At 74.6% G+C, this 15,158-nt stretch carries 14 protein-coding genes; 5 read left to right on the forward strand and 9 right to left on the reverse strand.

Going from position 1 to position 15,158, the window contains the following annotated elements:
• Positions 1 to 4: 4 nt before the first annotated feature.
• From Q0840_RS11160 to Q0840_RS11175, 4 genes are read right to left on the reverse strand one after another with little or no spacing between them, the layout of a single operon-like run.
• Complete coding sequence (locus Q0840_RS11160) at positions 5 to 670, reverse strand: NeuD/PglB/VioB family sugar acetyltransferase (protein ID WP_298459539.1); 666 nt, start codon at positions 668 to 670, stop codon at positions 5 to 7.
• A gap of 5 nt (positions 671 to 675) precedes the next feature.
• Positions 676 to 1,821 (reverse strand): DegT/DnrJ/EryC1/StrS aminotransferase family protein, encoded by a 1,146-nt coding sequence (locus Q0840_RS11165; protein ID WP_298459540.1) that lies wholly within the window; start codon positions 1,819 to 1,821, stop codon positions 676 to 678.
• Complete coding sequence (locus Q0840_RS11170; protein WP_298459541.1) at positions 1,818 to 2,819, reverse strand: NAD-dependent epimerase/dehydratase family protein; 1,002 nt, start codon at positions 2,817 to 2,819, stop codon at positions 1,818 to 1,820. The genes Q0840_RS11165 and Q0840_RS11170 overlap by 4 nt, the downstream gene beginning before the upstream one ends.
• Positions 2,816 to 3,871 carry a Gfo/Idh/MocA family protein gene (locus Q0840_RS11175; protein ID WP_298459542.1) on the reverse strand — a complete coding sequence of 352 codons (1,056 nt, stop codon included), beginning with the start codon at positions 3,869 to 3,871 and terminating at the stop codon, positions 2,816 to 2,818. Before Q0840_RS11175 ends, Q0840_RS11170 begins: the two co-directional genes overlap by 4 nt.
• Positions 3,872 to 4,087: 216 nt before the next feature.
• Here Q0840_RS11175 and Q0840_RS11180 point away from each other — a divergent pair, with 216 nt between their 5' ends.
• Positions 4,088 to 4,696, forward strand: coding sequence for an acyltransferase (locus Q0840_RS11180; RefSeq protein ID WP_298459543.1), 609 nt, complete (start codon positions 4,088 to 4,090; stop codon positions 4,694 to 4,696).
• Between the two features lie 6 nt (positions 4,697 to 4,702).
• On the opposite strand, the gene Q0840_RS11185 is transcribed toward Q0840_RS11180, so the two are convergent.
• Entirely contained in the window at positions 4,703 to 5,155 is a 453-nt protein-coding gene (locus Q0840_RS11185) for an adenylyltransferase/cytidyltransferase family protein (protein ID WP_298459544.1), read from the reverse strand.
• Between the two features lie 383 nt (positions 5,156 to 5,538).
• On the opposite strand from Q0840_RS11185, the gene Q0840_RS11190 reads away from it, so the two are divergent.
• Both Q0840_RS11190 and Q0840_RS11195 read left to right on the forward strand, forming a co-directional pair.
• On the forward strand, positions 5,539 to 7,140 hold the full coding sequence (locus Q0840_RS11190; protein WP_298459545.1) for a polysaccharide biosynthesis tyrosine autokinase: 1,602 nt from the start codon (positions 5,539 to 5,541) through the stop codon (positions 7,138 to 7,140).
• Between the two features lie 166 nt (positions 7,141 to 7,306).
• The gene (locus tag Q0840_RS11195; RefSeq protein ID WP_298459546.1) at positions 7,307 to 7,792 is read left to right on the forward strand and encodes a GtrA family protein; all 486 of its coding nucleotides are present in this window, start codon (positions 7,307 to 7,309) and stop codon (positions 7,790 to 7,792) included.
• 4 nt (positions 7,793 to 7,796) lie between these two features.
• Here the strand turns inward: Q0840_RS11195 and Q0840_RS11200 are convergent, their stop codons facing one another.
• Together Q0840_RS11200 and Q0840_RS11205 are read right to left on the reverse strand one after the other, a co-directional pair.
• Positions 7,797 to 9,323 (reverse strand): glycosyltransferase family 39 protein, encoded by a 1,527-nt coding sequence (locus Q0840_RS11200; protein WP_298459547.1) that lies wholly within the window; start codon positions 9,321 to 9,323, stop codon positions 7,797 to 7,799.
• Complete coding sequence (locus Q0840_RS11205; protein WP_298459548.1) at positions 9,320 to 10,123, reverse strand: polyprenol monophosphomannose synthase; 804 nt, start codon at positions 10,121 to 10,123, stop codon at positions 9,320 to 9,322. The genes Q0840_RS11200 and Q0840_RS11205 overlap by 4 nt, the downstream gene beginning before the upstream one ends.
• A gap of 305 nt (positions 10,124 to 10,428) precedes the next feature.
• On the opposite strand from Q0840_RS11205, the gene Q0840_RS11210 reads away from it, so the two are divergent.
• Together Q0840_RS11210 and Q0840_RS11215 are read left to right on the forward strand one after the other, a co-directional pair.
• Positions 10,429 to 11,973, forward strand: a complete 1,545-nt coding sequence (locus tag Q0840_RS11210; RefSeq protein ID WP_298459549.1) for a polysaccharide biosynthesis tyrosine autokinase — start codon at positions 10,429 to 10,431, stop codon at positions 11,971 to 11,973.
• Positions 11,970 to 13,292, forward strand: a complete 1,323-nt coding sequence (locus Q0840_RS11215; protein WP_298459550.1) for a hypothetical protein — start codon at positions 11,970 to 11,972, stop codon at positions 13,290 to 13,292. Before Q0840_RS11210 ends, Q0840_RS11215 begins: the two co-directional genes overlap by 4 nt.
• Here the strand turns inward: Q0840_RS11215 and Q0840_RS11220 are convergent.
• The gene (locus Q0840_RS11220; protein ID WP_298459551.1) at positions 13,261 to 14,232 is read right to left on the reverse strand and encodes a glycosyltransferase family 2 protein; all 972 of its coding nucleotides are present in this window, start codon (positions 14,230 to 14,232) and stop codon (positions 13,261 to 13,263) included. The two genes, Q0840_RS11215 and Q0840_RS11220, sit on opposite strands and share 32 nt — an antisense overlap.
• Positions 14,207 to 15,151 (reverse strand): glycosyltransferase family 2 protein, encoded by a 945-nt coding sequence (locus Q0840_RS11225; protein WP_298459552.1) that lies wholly within the window; start codon positions 15,149 to 15,151, stop codon positions 14,207 to 14,209. Before Q0840_RS11225 ends, Q0840_RS11220 begins: the two co-directional genes overlap by 26 nt.
• Positions 15,152 to 15,158 lie beyond the last annotated feature (7 nt).

Genomic DNA, 15,158 nt, shown 5'->3' on the forward strand with positions numbered 1-15,158 from the left:
TCGTTCACACCTCTCCGGGCCGGGTCGGTCGTTGGTCGAGCGGCCGGGCCGGGACGCCCGCCCACGTCTCTCCGTCCGGCAGGTCGGTCAGCAGGGCCGCGCCCATGCCGAGGGTCGCGCGAACGCCCACCATGACGCGCTCGCGGACGCTCGCGTTCATCCCGACGTAGGCGGCACGGCCCACACGGACGCCCCCGCCGAGGCTGACGCCGGAGGCGAGTGTCACGAAGTCCTCCACGACGTCGTCGTGGGTGAGGGTGGCGTTCGGCATGACGACGACGTGCCGGCCCACGCGGACACCGGCGGTCAGCACCACGCCGGCGAGCAGGATCGAGCCGGTGCCGACCATGCATCCCGGCGACACCCTCACGTCGGGATGCACCAGCGTGAAGTAGCGGTCGTCGTCCACCCCGACGGTCGACAACCGCTCCGCGAGGCGCTCGCGACCGCTTCCTCGTCCCATGCAGAGCAGGAGGGACGCAGTCGGGTACCGCTTGACCTCCTCGACGCCGCCGAGCACCGGCACGCCGTCCAGCGTCGTCCCGCGCAGGTCGACGTCGTCGTCGAGCACGCCGAGGACCTCGGTCGCCGCCGTCAGCCGGGTCACCGCCAGCACCTCGCGGGCGAGTCCGCTCGCGGCGAGGAGCAGCAGCGGCGTCGGCCGCGGCACGGCGGTCAGATCCTGACCGCGGCGGCGGACCGTAGTGCGTCGGCCACCTGCTCGATCTGTGCGCCGGACATCTGGTGGAAGACCGGCAGGATCAACGTGCTGTCGGTGAGGTGCTCGGTCACGGGCAGCGGCTGGGAGCCGGCGTCGCGCCCGGCGTAGGCCGGCTGCCGGTGGGTGGCCATGATCCCGCGCCGGGCTGAGACCTCGGCGGCGGCGAGGTGCGCGAGAAGGGCGTCGCGGTCCAGCGGGAAGTCCGGTCCGACCTCGACCCAGAACGACTGGAAGTTGCAGGTCCCCCACGGCGGGTCGGCCACCGGGCGCAGTCCGGGGACCTCGGCGAGCTGGTCGGTGTAGACGGCGGCGATCTCACGCCGGCGGGCGACGACCTCCGGCAGCCGGCCGAGCTGGACGATCCCCACTGCCGCCTGCAGGTCGGTCATCCGGTAGTTGAACCCGACCTCGAGGTACTGCTCGGCGGGCGCCAGCACGCTCGCATGCCGTTCGGCGGCCGAGACGCTCATCGCGTGCTCGCGCAGCCGGCGCGCGCGGTCCGCCCACTCCGGGCGGGACGTCGTCACCATGCCCCCCTCCCCGGTGGTGACGATCTTGCGCGGGTGGAACGACCAGGCGGCGACGTCCGCACCCACTCCCACCGGGCGGCCGCGGTAGGTCGAGCCGGCACCACAGGCGGCGTCCTCCACGACGACGACCCCGAGCGGGTCGCACAGCCCGCGGACCGCGCCGAGGTCGACCGGGACACCACCCTGGTCCACCACGATGACCGCGCGGGTGCCCGGCGTCATCGCTGCCGCGACGGTGTCGGCGGTCAGGTTGCCGGTGACGGGGTCGACGTCGGCGAAGACCGGCCGGGCCCCGACGTACACGACGGCGTTGGCGGTGGCGATGAAGGAGAACGACGGCACGACGACGTCGTCACCGGGGCCGATGCCGGCCACCACGAGCGCCAGGTGCAGAGCCGTCGTGCAGCTGGACACCGCGACCGCGTGGTCGGCCTGCTGCACACGGGCGAACTCCTGCTCGAAGGCAGCGACCCGGGGTCCCTGCGCCACCCAGCCGGAGCGGATGACCTCGGTGACCGCCGCGATCTCCTCGGCGCCCAGCCAGGGCTGCATCACGTTGATCCGGCTCATCGCGGTGCCACCACCGACCGGCGTCCGGCCGCGATCGCCTCACGCTGGGGCCGCCACCAGGTCACGAGCTGCCGTAGGCCGTCCTCGAGGCCGACGGTCGGCTCCCATCCGAGGTCCCGGCGCGCGGCGGAGATGTCCGCCAGTCGTCGGGTGACGCCGTTGACCGCGCGGTCCGGGCCGTGCTCCACCTCGAGGTCGGAGTCCATCGCCCGCAGCAGCGCCCGCGCGAGCTCGAGCAGGCTCGTCTCGGTCCCGCTGGCGATGTTGTAGACGCCGTCGACGACGTCGCTGCGCGCGGCCAGCAGGTTGGCCCGCGCGATGTCGGAGGTGACCACGAAGTCCATGGTCTGGCGGCCGTCACCGAAGATGAGCGGCGGGAGCCCGTCGGCGATCCGCTCCATCCACCGCACGAGCACCTCGGTGTACAGGCCGTGCACGTCCATCCGGGGCCCGTAGACGTTGAAGTACCGGAGCAGGACGTAGTCGAGTCCGTACATCGCCCGAAAGCTGCGGACCATGCCCTCGTTGAAGGACTTCGCCGCGCCGTAGAAGGTGTCGTTGTTGTGGTGGTGGTGGCGTTCCCCGGTCGGGAACTGCTCGGCGAGGCCGTAGACCGACGCGCTGGACGCCGCGACCACCTTGCCGACCCGGTGCTCCGCGGCCGCCTCGAGCACGTTGAAGGTGCCGTCGACGAGGACCTCCAACGCCAGCCGCGGCTCCTCCGCGCACTGGGTGATCCGGATGGCGGCCTGGTGGAACACGAGGTCCTTGCCGCGCGTCAGGTCGTGGACCAGATCACGGTCGCGCAGGTCGCCCTCGACGAGGTCCACGCGACCGGAGGCCAGCGCGGCCTCGAGGTTCTGCCGTCGGCCGCGCACGAGGTTGTCCAGCACGTCGACGTGGGCGGCACCGGCGTCGACCAGCTGGTCGACGATCGTGGAGCCGATGGTCCCCGCGCCCCCGGTCACCAGGACGGCGGCCCCCTCGAGCGCGCTCACGCGACCGGCTCCAGACCCGCACCGGCGGTGACGCGCACCAGACGGCCCTCGTGGGCCAGGCTGACGGTGGACGCCTCGAGGACGTCGAGCACGCGCAACCCGGCAGCACCGTCGGTCCGGGGCGCCCGGCCCTCGCGGATGCTGGCCGCGAACTCGGCGACCATCGAGGCCAGCGCCTCCTTCTCCGGCAGGGCGGGCGACCACGCGTCACCGAGCCGGTAGGACACCTGCGTCGCCTCGCGGTCCGTGCCCCGGGCGCCGGCGAGGGTCACGCCGCGGTCGTGGACGGTCAGCCGCTGCTGCGGGCTCAGGTCGTCCCAGACCAGGGTCCGCTTGCTGCCCCCGATGACGACCTGCCGGATCTTGGTCGGGCTCAGCCAGTTGACGTGGACGTGGGCGATGGCGCCGTCGGCCAGCGGAAGGGTGAGGTACCCGACGCACGCCTGCCCGGTCCTGAGCGGGTCGGCGCCCTGAGCCGCGACGCCGGTCGGGACCAGCCCACCGGGGAGCACGAAGTCGAGGATGGACAGGTCGTGCGGCGCCAGGTCCCAGAAGACGTTGACGTCCGGCTGCACCAGGCCGAGGTTGATCCGCACCGAGTCCACGAAGTGGATGTCCCCCAGCGAGCCGTCCGCGATGAGCTCGCGGATCTTCACCACCGCCGGCGTGTAGCAGAACGTGTGGTCCACCATCAGCACCAGGCCGGCCTGCTCGGCCCGCGCGACCATCTGGCGTCCCGTCGCGCTCGTGTCGGCGACCGGCTTCTCCACCAGGACGTGCTTGCCGGCCTCGATGGCGGCGAGCGCGATGGGCGCGTGGGTCCGGGCCGGGGTGGCGATCGCGATCGCGTCGACGTCGTCGCGGGCCAGGACATCGGTCAGCGAGGTCATCACGTCCACCGTGCTCCGCGGCCCGACCACGCGCCGCGCCCGGGCCTCGTCCAGGTCGCAGACCGCGACGAGGTCCCAGTCCGGGCTGCTGCGGAAGTTCCGTGCCAGGTTCGGCCCCCAGTACCCGGCACCGACCACCGCGACGCTCAGCGCTCGTTCCATCGGACCCCCTCGGTCTCGGGATCAGTGTGGCCATCACGTGCGGTGAGATGGGGCGATTCGTGTCATTTCACCCGGTCTCGGCGGGCGGTCGCCCCGGCGTCGCGGTAGGCGTCGCTACGCTCGCGGTGTCGTCCGGACCAGGGCGCCGCACACGCGCACCCGTCGCCTCGAGGCGGTGGCGCGCGCCCCGGACGCCGATCCCCGCGGAGGAGCCCCATGACCACCCCGCCCCTCGGCCGCGTCGCCCCCACCGCCGACGTCGATCCGCGAGCCCGGGTGGGCGCGGGCACCATGGTGTGGCACCTCGCGCAGGTCCGGGAGGACGCCGTCGTCGGCGAGGAGTGCGTCATCGGACGCGGGGCGTACGTCGGACCGGGCGTCCGGCTCGGCAGCCGGTGCAAGCTGCAGAACTACGCCCTGGTGTACGAGCCCGCCGTCCTGGCGGACGGCGTCTTCGTGGGGCCGGCCGCGGTGCTCACCAACGACACCTTCCCCCGGGCGGTCACGCCGTCCGGCGCGCTGAAGAGGGCGGACGACTGGCACGCGGTCGGCGTCGTCGTGCACGAGGGGGCCTCCATCGGCGCCCGGGCGGTCTGCATCGCGCCCGTCACCATCGGCCGGTGGGCGACCGTGGCCGCCGGCGCGGTGGTCACCCGGGACGTCCCCGACTTCGCCCTGGTGGCCGGCGTGCCGGCACGCCGGCTGCGCTGGGTGGGCCGCGCCGGCGTGCCGCTCGAGCCGGGCGACGAGCCGGGGTCGTGGCGGTGCCCGCAGACCGGCGCCCGGTACGACGAGACGCCCGACGGCGTGCTGCTCGAGCGCTGACCCGCCTCAGGCGCGGGCGGCCGTGGCGTCGGGGCGCTCGGCCACCATGCCGTCCAGGGCCTTGCGCAGCAGCGTGCTCGAGGTGTGGATCGTGTACGGGAAGTAGACGATCTCCACCCCGAGCGCGGCGAAGTCGCGCTCGAGCTTGATCCCCTTGGGCGTGCCTCGCCAGTCGTCGCCCTTGAACAGGACGTCGAAGCGGACCGTCTTCCAGGTCTCGACCTTGTCCGGCACGACCTCGGCGACGACCTCGTCGACGAACGAGATGTGGCTGACGATCTCCATCCGCTCGGCCAGCGGGACGACCGGCGTCTTGCCCTTGGTCAGCTCGCACATCTCGTCCGACACGACCCCGGCGACGAGGTGGTCGCAGTGCTGCTTCGCCTGGCGCAGGATGTTCAGGTGCCCGACGTGGAACATGTCGTACGCGCCCGGCGCGTAGCCGACGATCTTGGGCATCGATCCTCCTCGTGGTGCGTCAGGGCGCGAAACGTCTCAGGGCCCACAGCACCGGGGGATGCGGTCCGCCCCTGGGCCGCGGGGTCCATGGTAGCCAGCGCCTCGTCGTGGGCGGGCAGGGCCGACCGGGTGAAGCGCGCGCTTCACCCTCGCCGGGGCGGGCGGCTGCGCCGGGCCGACCTACGATGGCGGTGCCGGCGCGCACACGGCCGGCCCGACGTGCCCGCAGGCCCGCGCACGAGCCTGAGCCCGGCGCCCAGGCCCGCCCGTGCCGTCGGCACGCGCCCCTCCGGCGGGCTCGTCGCCGCGGTCCTACGGTGGCCTTGGCGACAACACGGCAAGGACGGCTGGGAGACCTTGCCGGTGACGGAAAGGGAACACCCATGGATCCGAGCGACTACGTCCGGGCGCTCCGCAAGCGCTGGCTGGTCATCCTCGTCCTGTCCGTGCTCGGGGCCGCCGCCGGTGTCGCGCTCGCCACGACCACCACGCCCGTCTACCGGGCCACGAGCAAGGTGTTCGTCTCGCTGCAGGGAGGCGAGACGGTCAGCGAGCTGGTGCAGGGGTCGACGTTCACCCAGAACCTGGTGCAGTCCTACGTGGCCCTCGCCACCATGCCGGTCGTCCTGGACCCCGTGATCGACGACCTCGACCTCGACACGTCGGCGCGCGCGCTCGCGCGCTCGGTCACGGCCGAGACGCCGCTGGATACCGTGATCGTCGAGATCTCGGCCACCAGCAGCGAGCCCGCCGAGGCGGCCGAGGTCGCCGACGCGGTGGCCGCACAGCTCGCCGTCGCCGTGGCGGACCTGTCCTCGACCGGTGGGCGCAGCGAGGCGGTGTCCATGCGGACCGTGGCCCCGGCCGACGTCCCGGCGGCACCGATCGCGCCGAACACCCGGTTCCTCGTCGGCACCGGCCTGCTCCTGGGTCTCGCCCTGGGCGTCGTCTTCGCCCTGGTGCGCGAGCTGCTGGACACCAAGGTGCGCGACACCAAGGACGTCGCCCGGGTGACGGACGCTGCCGTGCTCGGCTCGATCGGGTCGCGCAGCCGTGCGCGCTCGGGCGCGCCGGTCATGCTCGCCGAGCCGCACAGCCCGACCGCGGAGGCCTACCGTCGCCTGCGGACCAACCTGAAGTTCCTGGACTTCGCCGGTCCGCTGCGCTCGGTCGTGGTCACCTCGCCGCTGCCGGCCGACGGCAAGAGCACGTCCGCGATCAACCTCGCCCTCGCCCTCGCGGAGGGACCGTCGCGCGTCCTGCTGGTCGACGCCGACCTGCGTCGCCCGTCGGTCGCCGGCTACTGCGGCATGGAGGGCTCGGTCGGGCTGACGACCGTGCTCATCGGGGGCGCGGACCTGCACGAGGTGACCCAGCCGTACGGCGAGGGGAACCTCGACGTCCTGCCGTCCGGAGCCGTGCCACCGAACCCCACCCAGCTGCTCAGCTCGCCGGCGATGGTCGAGCTGCTCGCGCAGATGGAGACGTCCTACGACGTCGTCGTCCTCGACTCCCCGCCGTTGCTGCCGGTCACCGACTCGGCCATCCTGGCTCGGCTCGCCGACGGAGCGCTCGTGGTGGCGGCCGCCCGCAAGACGCGTCGTCACCAGCTCTCGGAGGCCATCGGCAGCCTGGACGCGGTCGGGGCGGTCTGCCTCGGCGTCGTGCTCAACCGGGTGATGCAGCGTGACTCCGACGGCTACTACGGGTACGCGCCCGACGCGATGACGTCGCAGCGACCGCGCGGCGCCCGGTCCTCGCACCGGCGGGGACGGCGCGCGGGATCGTCGACCCCGGCCACGGCGGAGTCCGAACCCGACCCGACGCCCGGCACCTCGCCCACCGACGAGCCGCGGTCGAGCCGCCCCCGTCAGGGCACGGCGCGGGTCCCTGAGGAGCCGAGGCCGGCAGCCACCGACGCCGTCCGCTTCCTCGAGCACGCCGAGCGCTCCCGGTCCGAGGGGGCCGTGGCTCGCCGTCGCTGACGTCGCCACGCGCGGGGCCGGGGCGTCGGGGCGCAGCCTGCGACCACCCCGACGGCGGCCAGCGACCCCGGCGGTGGCGCGCCACCGGATGAAATCGGTCCGCTCACCGCCTCGAACGGCCGTCCGTCCTGGTGATCCGCCCGCGCGAGCGCCTAGCCTGCCGACCATGACCACGACGACCGCGGCGGACGCGGCTGCCTCCTCCGCCACCTCGGGGCCGAGCCTGCGCGTGCGTACGACGCAGCGGGTGGCCGAGCTCGCCCGGTTCGGCTCGGTGGGTGGCGTCGCCTTCGTCGTGGACGTGGGCGTGTTCAACCTGCTGCGCTTCGGGCCGGGCGACCTGCTCGCGGACAAGCCGATCACGGCGAAGGTCGTCGCCGTCGCGGTCGCCACCATGGTGGCGTGGCTGGGCAACCGGTACTGGGCCTTCGCCGGCAAGCGGACCGCGAGCCCGATCCGGGAGCTCGTGGCGTTCGGCCTGGTCAACGTGATCGGCATGTTCGTCGCCGTCGCGTGCCTCGCCGTGTCGCACTACGTCCTGGGCCTCACCTCGCCGCTGGCCGACAACATCTCGGCCAACGTGGTCGGCCTGGCCCTGGGGACCCTGCTGCGCTACGTCGCCTACCGGACGGTCGTCTTCACCGGTCGCTGAGTCGTCAGGCGCGGCCCGGCTCCAGCACCAGGACGGCCGTCTGGGTGCCCTCCCAGACGTCCACGACGCGCAGGCCCAGGCCCTGAAGCGTCCGGAGCTCCGGGCCGTCCCCGCTCCGGGCGAGGTCGGCGACCAGCAGGACTCGGTCAGCGGCACGCAGACCGTCGGCCGCCGCGTCGAGCGGGACGGTGCGGTCCCACAGGGTGCCGTCCCGCCAGGCGCTGCCCGCACGGGTGGGGTCGTCCAGCGGCGCGAAGACGTCGGGGTACGCGGCGGCGACGATGCGCCCGGGGAAGCGGGAGGCGCCCTCGGCGTCGAGGACGTCGGTGAAGACGACCGCGTCGCCGGGACGGCTGACCCGGTCCACGTGCTCGGCCACCAGCCGCCAGTCGGAGGCGTCCTTCGCGGTGACCACGCGCTCGCTGAGGTAGGACGGCACGGCGAGGAGCGCCACGACGGCAAGCACGAGCACCCGCCGGGACACCGGACGCACGGCGGCGACGGCGGCGCCGACCAGGAGCGCGAGCGCAGGGACGGAGAACGCCAGGTACTTGCCGGCGTACATGGGCGCGGCCACCAGCGAGTAGGCCACCACGCCCGCGGTCGGCAGCACGAGCCACGGCAGGGCGACCACGAGCAGCGACCGCTGCCCCAGCGGGCCCGGCCGTTCCTGCGGGCGACGGGCACCGCGGACGACCGCGACCAGGACGGCCGCCCAGCACACCAGCGCGAGCGGCAGGGAGAGCACGCCGTCGGTCCCGAACCACTGGTCGACCGCCACGGAGCGGAGGGTCCGCAGGCCCACGGGCGGGATCCAGCTCACCTGCCCGGCCTGCCCGGCCGCGCGCAGCACCACCGGGGCGGCGAGGCCGACCGCGACCGCGGCAGCCGCCGCGAAGGCGAGCACGCGGCGCGCCCCGACCCGGGCCCACAGCACGGCAGCGCCGTGCGCGGCGACCAGGAATCCGAGGAACATCCACAGGTCCACCGCCAGGCCGGCAGCGACGGCGTAGGCGACCCACCACCCGGCCCCGCCCCGGCGGACGGCGGCCACGAGCAGCACCGTCAGCCAGACGGCGGCCGCGGCAGCGAGCGCGGACGACCGCCCTTCGGTGGCCATCCACGTCACCCGCGGGAGGACCGCGAACACGACCCCCGCCGCCATCCCGACCGCGGGACCGGCGAGCGTGCGGCCCAGGACGACGACCCCCGCGGCGGCGACGCCCACGGCGATCGCGCTCAGCAGTCGCAGCGTCAGGACCGACGTGCCCACGACGCCGAACCAGACGTGGACCACGGCGTAGTACACGGCGTGCACGGCGTCGATGTTCTCGACCAGCCGGCCCAGCGCGCCCCAGGGCCGGGTCGTCGCGGAGATCGTCGCGGCCTCGTCCGCCCACACCGACGGCACCCAGGACCCCAGCGCGCCGAGCAGCGCGGCGCCCGCACCGACCGCCAGCGGAGCGGCCGCCCCCGCCGACGCAGCGCTCGTCCGCCCGTCGACCGGTGGCGCGACGACCGGGGCGGTCATCCCCCGGCGCGCGCGGGGACGGGGCTGTCCCCGTGCCGGCGTGCCGGAGCCATCCGCTCCAGACCCCAGCGGGTCACCCGGACCACGGCCTCGAGCACGATCGACCGGTTCATCTTCGACTGGCCGCGCTCGCGCTCCACGAAGGTGATCGGCACCTCCACGACCCGCAGGCCGGCCTGGACGGACCGGCGGACCAGGTCGATCTGGAAGCAGTAGCCCTGGCTGTCGACACCGTCGGCCACGAGCTCGCGCAGCTGCTCGCTGCGGTACACCCGGTACCCACCGGTCGCGTCGGCGACGTGCAGGCCGCACATCAGGCGGGCGTACAGGCTGCCGGCGCGCGAGAGCAGCTTGCGGTGCACCGGCCAGTTGACCACCGAGCCCCCCGGCACCCAGCGCGACCCGAGGACGACGTCGGCGGCCCGGGCGCCGACCGCGGCGAGCAGGTCGGGGAGCTGCTCGGGGAGGTGGGAGCCGTCGGCGTCCATCTCGACGACGGCCGCGTAGTCGCGCTCGAACGCCCAGGCGAACCCGGCCAGGTAGGCCGCACCGAGACCCTCCTTGCCGGCGCGGTGGAGCACGAACACCTGCGGGTCCGACGCGGCGAGGGCGTCGGCGAGGTCGCCGGTGCCGTCGGGTGAGTTGTCGTCGACCACCAGGACGTGCGCGTGGGGGGTCGCGGCGCGGACCCGGCCGACGACGGCGTCGATGTTCTCCCGCTCGTCGTACGTCGGGATGACGACGAGGACCCCCGCCCCCGTGGCGGTCCCCTCGTCCCGCGGACCGTCGGTCGTTGCCATCCTGCGCCCCTCCACCTGGGTGTGTCCGACGCCGGTCGACGCCTGACGGGACGACCGCGCGCGACGAGCACCGGTGCACCGCACGCTCGTCGGCGCGGTCCGTGCCGTCAGCACCGACCCTAGTGGCGAGCACCACGGCCCCAGGGCGTCGCCGGCGGGTGATCCCCGGAATTCGCCCGCTCGCCCGCACCCGGTTCCCCCGATGCGCGCACGCGCTCTCCACGGACGGTGAGCGAGAATGTGGGGCAGCACGTGACCGCGGCGCGACCCGTGCCTCGTGACGAGCACCATCAGCAGGGAGCACCGTGGAACTGAGCGAGTACCTCGCGACCATCCGCAGGCGAGCGTGGGTGATCGCCGTCCTCGCGGTGCTCGGCGCGACGGGCGGCTACGGGCTCGCGGCGTCCCAGCCCGACCAGTACCGCGCGACCGCCAAGGTGTTCGTCTCGCTCGAGCAGGGCGAGACCGTGTCGGAGCTGGTGCAGGGGTCCGCGTACACCCAGAGCCTGGTGGAGTCCTACGTGCAGCTGGCGACGATGCCCGTCGTCCTCGAGCCGGTGATCGACCGTCTCGGTCTGGAGACCACACCGCGCGCGCTGGCGCGGTCCGTCACCGCGGAAGCCCCTCTCGGCACGGTCATCATCGAGGTCTCCGCGGTGAACACCTCGCCGGCGCAGGCCAGCGACGTGGCCAACGCCGTCGTGGACAGCCTCGGCACCGCCGTGAGCGCGGTGTCCCCCACGGGGCCGGGCGGGCGTGACGCGGTCCAGCTCAGCACCGTCGCGCAGGCGCCCGTGCCGCTGCAGCGCTTCGCCCCCAACACCCGGCTCGGTGCAGCCACCGGCCTCGCGCTGGGTGTCCTGCTCGGGCTCGCGTACGCGCTGCTGCGGGAGGCCATGGACACCCGCGTCAGGGCCGTCCGGGACGTCGAGCGGATCACCGGCGCGGCCGTCCTCGGCTCCATCACGACCACACCGCGCCGCCGGCGGGACTCGATCGTCATGCTCGAGGACCCGCACGGCCCGAGCGCCGAGAGCTACCGCCGGCTGCGGACCAACCTGCAGTTCCTGGGCGTCGAAGGGCGGCTGCGCTCGGTCGTGGTGACCTCCGCGGTCGCCGGCGAGGGCAAGTCCACCACCGCCCTCAACCTGGCTCTGGCGGTCGCCGAGGGCACCGGCAGGGTCCTGCTGATCGACGCCGACCTGCGTCGTCCCGCCGTCGCGCGGTACACCGGCCTGGAGGAGGCGGCGGGCCTGACCACCGTCCTCATCGGCTCGGCGGACGTCGACGCGGTGATCCAGCCGTGGGGCTCGGCGAACCTCGACGTCATCACGGCCGGCGCGTTGCCGCCGAACCCCAGCCAGCTGCTGTCGTCGAACGCCATGAAGAGCCTGCTGGACTCCCTCGTGGACCGGTACGACCTGGTCGTCGTCGACTGCGCCCCGGTGCTGCCGGTCGCGGACCCCGCGATCGTCTCGCGCCTCACCGACGGGGCCCTGGTCGTCGCGGGGGTCCGCCGCCTGCGCCGCCACCAGCTCGCCGACGCCCTGCGCGCGCTGGAGTCGTCCGGGGGCCGGATCCACGGGGTGGTCCTCAACCGGCTGAAGCGGACCGACGGCGCCGGGGCGTACACCTACGAGCAGCGCTCGTCGCCGGCCCGGCGGCGCCCGCCGCGCGGCCACGACGGTCCGGCGGGCACGGACGCTGCCGCGGGCAGCTCGGGGCAGCCGCGCACGACGCCGCCCGCGGCCGGTCCGGGCCGGCAGTCGGCCGGCAGCACCTCCGGCCGGAGCCGCTCGAGGAAGGGTGCTCCCCGCGTCACGACGCGGCGCGGCACCTCGGTCCCGTGAGAGCCGGCACGGTGCCGGTGCCGCGGGCGCCGGTGGCGCCGGGCGCCACGCGGCACTCCCCCGACGGGGGCGACTCGCCGCGCGCGGCGCTGCTGACCCGGACCGTCGCCGTGGCCACCGTCGGACTCACCGGGCTGCGCGTGCCCCTCCCCCAGGGCGTCGTCCCGGGGCTGGTGGTCGCCGTCCTGCTCGCTCCGGTGTGGCTTCCCGCCCTGCGGCACTACCGCGGGGCGCGCCTGCTCGTCGCGCTGTCCGTCGCCGCCGTCCTCAACGGGTGGTGGCTGCACGAGTGGTCCGCGGCGGACCACCGCGTCGTGCTCGGTCTCGCGACCGGCAACACGATGCTGCTCGCCGGCATCGTCGGCGGCGCCGGGGTCCTGCTCTGGGCGCGCCTGCACCTGTCCGACGCATGGGTCGGCGTGTGGCTCGCTGCCGGGCTCGCGGGCGGGGAGCTGTTCCAACGAGGGCAGTGGGGCACGAACCCGTGGAAGTTCGCATTCGTCGTCCCCGTGGCCCTGCTCGTGCTCTCGCTGGCCCGGATGACCCGGCAACGGGTCGTCGAGATGGGGATGCTCCTCGCGCTGGGTGTCGTCTCGATCCTCCAGGACTCCCGGTCGGCGTTCGCCATCTTCGCGCTGACCGCGACGTTGATCCTGTGGCAGATCGTCCCGGTGCCGGTCTCCACCCGTCGGCACTCCGTGCTCAGGGACGTGCGCGTCATGGTCCTGCTCGCCCTGGTCGCCGGCGCCGTCTACAACGCCGGCACCGCCCTGCTGCTCGAGGGCAGCCTCGGGTCGGCCGCCCAGCAGCGCTCGGAGCAGCAGATCCAGCAGTCCGGGTCGCTGCTGCTCGGCGGTCGCCCCGAGCTCGCGGCGACCGCGGCGCTCATGCGGGCCCGGCCCGAGGGGTTCGGCCCCGGGACCATCGCGACCCCCACGGACGTCGTCGTCGCGAAGACCGGGATGGAGTCGATCGGCTACGACACCGGCAACGGGTACGTCGAGCGGTTCCTGTTCGGCAGCCAGATCCGGCTGCACTCGGTGACGGGTGAGCTGTGGGCCTACTTCGGCATCGCCGGGCTCGTGCTCGCCGTCGCCGTCCTCGTCGTCCTGGTCGCCGCGCTGGCGAGCGCCCTGTCGGTGCGCGCCGCGAGCGGCGTCGTCCTGTGGCTGACGTGCCTGACGGCGTGGAACGCCTTCTTCGGGCCGCTGTACGGGTCGGCGGCCGCGCTGCTGACGACGCTGGGGCTCGTGCTGGTCCGGCGGGACACCGACGCCGCAGCGCGGCTCACCGCCGGGTCGGGCGTCCGTACTCCCTGAAGGTGAGCCCGGCGACGCCGAGCAGGACGCCGAGCCCGCTGGCGAGGTCCCGCTCACCGCCGGCCCGCCGCGGCAGGGAGCCCGTCACCGCGCCCCGCACCGCCCCGGCCGCCCCGCGCAGCACCGACCACGCGCCGCGCGCGGTGAGCTCGGCGCGCTGGCGCCACCGTGCCCGGCGCGTACCGGCGAGGGTGACGTGCACCCGGCTCCAGGTGGTGCCGGTGCGGAAGCTGCGGCGCAGAACCCACCGGCGGGTGGCACGGTCCGCGGGCACCGGGTCCTCGACGACCGCCTCGTCGCACCACACGACGGTGCCACCGCGTCGCACCAGGGTCCGGGTGAACAGCGTGTCCTCGCCGCCACTGAGGCCGAACCGCTCGTCGAAGCGCACCCCGAACCGGTCCACCGCGCGCCGGTCCAGCAGCAGGTTGTTCGTCGCCGCGCCCGCCACCACCGTCCCGCTCGGTCGCCGACGGTCCGCGAAGTGCCCGGACCCGCGCACCCAGCCGTCGACGTCGTCGGGCAGCTGCTTCACCGCGGGCCCGGCCACGGCGTCGCAGCGACGTGTGGTCCACACGTCCAGCAGGGCGGCGAGCCAGCCGGCGGCGGGCGTCTCGTCATCGTCGATGAACACGAGGGCGTCCGCGTCCGCGCTCTCGTCCAGCGCCCGGTTCCGGACCGCCGCGAGGCCGGGTCGCGGCTCGTGGCGGTACCCGAGCGCGGACCCCGCCACCGCGTGCACCACGTCGCGTGCGCTGCCACCCGGATCGTTGTCGATCACGAGCACGCGGACGTCGGCGTCCACCTCGGTGGCCTGCGCCAGGACCGCCCGCACGAGTCGGGCCAGGCTCTCCGGGCGCCGGTACGTCGGGATCGCCACCACGACGCCCGGCACGCCGGGCGCGCCGGCCGGCTCAGCCGGCACGGGGACGGGGGTCACGGCGGTACTCGGCGTAGACCGCACCGGTCAGACCGGCCAGCACGCCGGCGCCGCGCGCGGCCGTGCGGGCGCCGCGGGCCTGGTGGGTCAGCGACCGGGTGGCCACCCCCAGGACGTACCGAGCGGCGCCGCCCACGGTGCGGACCGCACCGAGCGCGGCCAGCCGGGCCCGCGCGCGCGTGCGCGCCCCGGCGGAGGGGGCGACGTCCACCACGGTCCTCGACCAGGTGTTGCCGGCGCGGAAGGCGCGGCGCAGCACCCACCGACGGGTGACCCGCGAGGCGGGCACGACATCGGTCACCAGGGCCTCGTCGCACCACACCATGCGGCCACCCCGCGCCGCCGCCTGACGGGTGAACAGCGAGTCGGAGCCGCCGGAGATGCCGAACCGCTCGTCGAACCGCAGCTCCAGGGCCCGGACCAGCTCGACGTCCAGCAGGAGGTTGTTCGTCGCGGCCAGGGTGACCTCGGTCCCGGTGGGCAGCCGGCGTCGGTCGAAGAAGCGGCCGGCGGCGACCCAGGCGTCCGGCGGGACGTCGTAGGTCGAGACCACCGGACCGACGACCGCCAGGGGGCGGTCGACCACGTACTGCTCGAGCAGCAGCCGCAACCAGCCCGCACAGGGCCGTTCGTCGTCGTCCACGAAGACGACGACGTCCGACGACGCCGCCTCGTCCAGTGCGCGGTTGCGTCCGGCGGCGATGCCGGGCCGCGGCTCGTGCACGTACCGGACCGGACCGCCGTGCGCCTCGACGAAGGACCGCGCCCCGGCGTCGGGGTCGTTGTCGACCACCAGCACCTGGGCGAGCCGGCCCACCGCCAGGGCCTGCTCGACGAGCATCGGCAGGGCGACCGCGAGATCGGCGGGCCGCCGGTACGTGAGCACCGCCACCGTGACTCGCAGGTCCTGCGGTGCCACCGGACGG

It is taken from the genome of uncultured Cellulomonas sp., from assembly GCF_947494015.1.
Taxonomy (GTDB): domain Bacteria; phylum Actinomycetota; class Actinomycetes; order Actinomycetales; family Cellulomonadaceae; genus Pengzhenrongella.

Bases quoted from the DNA above. Each gene is read 5' to 3' on its own strand.
- Q0840_RS11175 (WP_298459542.1), bottom strand. From the start codon at position 3,871: ATGGAACGAGCGCTGAGCGTCGCGGTGGTCGGTGCCGGGTACTGGGGG.
- Q0840_RS11205 (WP_298459548.1), bottom strand. From the start codon at position 10,123: ATGGCAACGACCGACGGTCCGCGGGACGAGGGGACCGCCACGGGGGCG.
- Q0840_RS11200 (WP_298459547.1), bottom strand. From the start codon at position 9,323: ATGACCGCCCCGGTCGTCGCGCCACCGGTCGACGGGCGGACGAGCGCT.
- Q0840_RS11180 (WP_298459543.1), top strand. From the start codon at position 4,088: ATGACCACCCCGCCCCTCGGCCGCGTCGCCCCCACCGCCGACGTCGAT.
- Q0840_RS11165 (WP_298459540.1), bottom strand. From the start codon at position 1,821: ATGAGCCGGATCAACGTGATGCAGCCCTGGCTGGGCGCCGAGGAGATC.
- Q0840_RS11195 (WP_298459546.1), top strand. From the start codon at position 7,307: ATGACCACGACGACCGCGGCGGACGCGGCTGCCTCCTCCGCCACCTCG.
- Q0840_RS11185 (WP_298459544.1), bottom strand. From the start codon at position 5,155: ATGCCCAAGATCGTCGGCTACGCGCCGGGCGCGTACGACATGTTCCAC.
- Q0840_RS11190 (WP_298459545.1), top strand. From the start codon at position 5,539: ATGGATCCGAGCGACTACGTCCGGGCGCTCCGCAAGCGCTGGCTGGTC.